The organism is Nocardia farcinica, from assembly GCF_029867845.1.
In the GTDB taxonomy this organism is placed as follows: domain Bacteria; phylum Actinomycetota; class Actinomycetes; order Mycobacteriales; family Mycobacteriaceae; genus Nocardia; species Nocardia farcinica_A.
In genome coordinates this window covers 1-2,998 of record NZ_JARWRU010000746.1, presented here as the reverse complement: position 1 = coordinate 2,998, position 2,998 = coordinate 1, and the positions used below count along the sequence as shown (strand labels likewise).

Genomic DNA, 2,998 nt, shown 5'->3' with positions numbered 1-2,998 from the left:
CCGGCGCCCCACCTCATCCCCCCCCCCCCCCCCCCGGGGGGGGGGCCCCCCTCCCCCCCCCCGCCGCTGGGTTTTTCTCCGTGGACCTGCCGCGCTAACCGCGCCGGGTCAGAACAGGGTGAGCGCCTGCGAACCCGACGTGACCACCTTCCCCGTGTCCGGCTGTGGCGCCGGCGTCGCCACGACGGGCGCGATCTCCTCGCGCACCGGCTGCGCCGATTCCTCGGCCGCGAATTCGGCGCGCACGTCCCCGGGAGCTTCCGCCGCCGCCCGCCTGGCCGCCTCGTTCGCCAGCGCGTCGGCGCGTTCGTTGAAGTAGTTGCCGACGTGGCCGCGCACCCAGCGGAAGCGGACCGGGCCCGGCCTGCTCGCGATGGCCCGGTCGATCGCGGCGATCAGCTCGGCGTTGCGGACCGGGCTGCCGTTGGAGGTGCGCCAGCCGTTGTTGCGCCAGCCGTGGATCCACTCCGAGGCGCACTTGATGGCGTAGAGCGAGTCGCTCTCGATGAGCAGGTGCTCCTCGCCGGGATGGGCGAGGACGGCCTCGAGCACGGCGCGTAGCTCGGCGATCTGATTGGTGCCCGACGGCGCTCCCCCGCTGGCGCCGGCGCCGCCCTGATGATCGACCCACGCCCAGCCGATCGCGCCACCGGGATTGCGCAGACACGAGCCGTCGGTGCTCACGATGATCATGGCGGGCACTCTATGCGATCCTCCCGACAAGGTCGGTTCCGTGGAACTCTTCGATCTCTCTTCGTAATCGGGCCTCGGTGCGGCGCACGGCCCGGCGCACCGAGGCGTCGAGCAACCCGGCGCTCATCCGGCCGAACAGCCCGCGCGGGTCGTCGTAGTCGGCCTCCGAGGTGAGCACCGAGCGGCCGTACCCGAGCGGGTCGAAGCGCAGCGTCAGCGTGCCGCGCAGGCGCCGCCCGCGCAAGGTGTAGGCGAGCACGGCGTTGCGCCGGTGTTCGGTGATCTCGCAGGTGATCCGCTTGCGCACCAGGGCGAGGCGCGCGGTGGCGGCGAAGAGCGCACCGACGCCTTGATCGACCTCGCCGACCGGTTCGAACGCGGCGATGCCGAACATCCAGTCGGGGACGAACAGGTGGTTGTCGGTGTAGGTGAACGCGACCTCGACGGGTGCGCCGACGTCGCTGGCGTACTTGATGTGGCCCATAGGCCCTCCCTGATCCACAGCTGCGCACAAAAGTACTACAGCAATCCTCTTTATTCGAGAGGTTGTTCGGGGAAAGTCATCGGCCCGCCGTGCGGCGCGCGGAGTCGGTCGCGGAGCTCGGAGTCGGTCGCGGAACTCAGAGTTGGTCGACGATATGGCTCGCGATCGGAACGGCCGAGGTCGCGGCGGGTGAGGGCGCGTTGAGCACGTGCACCGAACGCGGTGTGCGCTCGATCAGGAAATCGTGCGCCAGGGTGCCGTCCGGCAAGACCGCTTGCGCTCTGATGCCCGCCGGATACGGCCGCAGATCGGCCGGCGTGAGCTGCGGGCAGTACTTGCGGCACTCGGCGAGATAGCCCCGCTTGAACAGCGAGTTGCGCAATTCCCTTGCCCCCGTGCGCAGGTGGGTCGCCGCCACCCGGCGCATACCGGGGAAGGTGAGGATGTCGAACAGGTCGCGCCGGTTCACGCTGCCCTTGCGGTAGCCCTCGCGTGAGAGACCGAGCACCGCGTTCGGCCCCACGGTCAGCGCGCCGCCGACGGTGGGGCTCAGGTGCACGCCGAGGAAGGGCAGGCTCGGATCGGGAATCGGATAGATCAGCGTGCGCACCAGATCCGTTCGCTCCGGCGGCAATTGGTAGTACTCGCCGCGGAAGGGCACGATGCGCAGCCCGACGTCGAGTCCGGCCAGCCTGGCCATCCGGTCGGCCTGCAAACCCGCGCACACCACCAGGGTGCGCGCGGTCCACTGGCCCGCCTGCCCCGCCACCGTGACCTCGGTGTCGGTCTCGGTGATGGCGGTGACCTCGGCGCCGAGCACCACGGTGCCGCCGAGCGCGCGCACCCGGGCCGCCAGCGCCTCGGTGATCGCGCGGTAGTCCACGATGCCGGTGCTCGGCACGAACAGCGCGCCCACACCGGTGACATGCGGTTCGCGCCTGCGCAATTCGGCCGCGTCGAGCAGTTCGACCTCGACGCCGTTGGTCACCGAGCGCTCGTGCAACGCCAGCATGCGCTCGTGTTCGATCTCGTCGGTGGCCACCAGCAGCTTGCCGCAGACGCGGTGCTCGATGCCGTGTTCGCGGGCGAACTCGGTGGTCCAGCGCGCGCCCGCCCGGCACAGCCGCGCCTTGAGGCTGTCCGGCTCGTAGTAGATGCCGGAGTGGATCACGCCGCTGTTGTGGCCGGTCTGGTGGACGCCGAGCCGATCGGCCTTCTCCACCAGCACCACGCTCGCGCCGGGATTCCTGGTCAGCAGCTCGTGCGCCGTCGCCACCCCGACGATGCCGCCGCCGATCACGCAGAAGTCGTACACGGGGGCACACAGTACTGCGCCGTTCCCGGCCCCTGCCGGGGGCGTGGCGGCCGTCGCCGTCAGACGGAGACGCCGCTGTCGCCGGGTTCCGGCGGTCGCGCCGGGTCCGCGCCCGGCGTCCGCAGGCTCTGCTCGCCGAGCACCGGATCGGAGAATCCGACCGCCACCGCGCCGCTGTCCCGGTCGATCTCGGTGTGCAAGGTGGTGGACGCGCCTTCGGCCGAGGCCTGGTCGCCGTCCGGCCCGGCGGGGACGAGGCCGTGGAAGACCGAGACCACCTCGGGGTCGACGGTCAGGGTGACCGTGGTCCGCCGCTCGTCGCGGTGCGTGTCCACGGCGGCCACGCCGAGGTCGACCGACCGGCCCGCACCGGGCGTCCGCGTCGGTTCGGCGGCCGGCTCGGTGGGTGGTTCGGCGGCCGGAGCCGGTGCGATGGGCGCCGCGGCGGGCTGGCCGGCGGTCGGCGGCGCCGGTGCCGAGAGACCGGCGAGCCGGGTGACCGGGGC

At 72.0% G+C, this 2,998-nt stretch carries 4 protein-coding genes; all 4 read right to left on the bottom strand.

The features are described 5' to 3' along the window. Window positions 1-108 precede the first annotated feature (108 nt). A complete protein-coding gene (locus QH283_RS16375) occupies window positions 109-693 on the bottom strand; it encodes a ribonuclease H family protein (RefSeq protein ID WP_280503851.1) in 585 nt (194 codons plus the stop codon). Between the two features lie 10 nt (window positions 694-703). After that, a complete protein-coding gene (locus tag QH283_RS16370; protein ID WP_280503850.1) occupies window positions 704-1,177 on the bottom strand; it encodes an SRPBCC family protein in 474 nt (157 codons plus the stop codon). Window positions 1,178-1,313: 136 nt separating this feature from the next. Continuing rightward, window positions 1,314-2,492, bottom strand: a complete 1,179-nt coding sequence (lhgO, locus tag QH283_RS16365; RefSeq protein ID WP_280503849.1) for an L-2-hydroxyglutarate oxidase — start codon at window positions 2,490-2,492, stop codon at window positions 1,314-1,316. A 59-nt stretch (window positions 2,493-2,551) separates the two neighbouring features. Beyond that, on the bottom strand, window positions 2,552-2,998 hold a 447-nt coding region (locus tag QH283_RS16360; protein ID WP_280503848.1), incomplete at its 5' end, for a hypothetical protein.

Bases quoted from the DNA above. Each gene is read 5' to 3' on its own strand.
- QH283_RS16375 (WP_280503851.1), bottom strand. From the start codon at position 693: ATGATCATCGTGAGCACCGACGGCTCGTGTCTGCGCAATCCCGGTGGC.
- QH283_RS16370 (WP_280503850.1), bottom strand. From the start codon at position 1,177: ATGGGCCACATCAAGTACGCCAGCGACGTCGGCGCACCCGTCGAGGTC.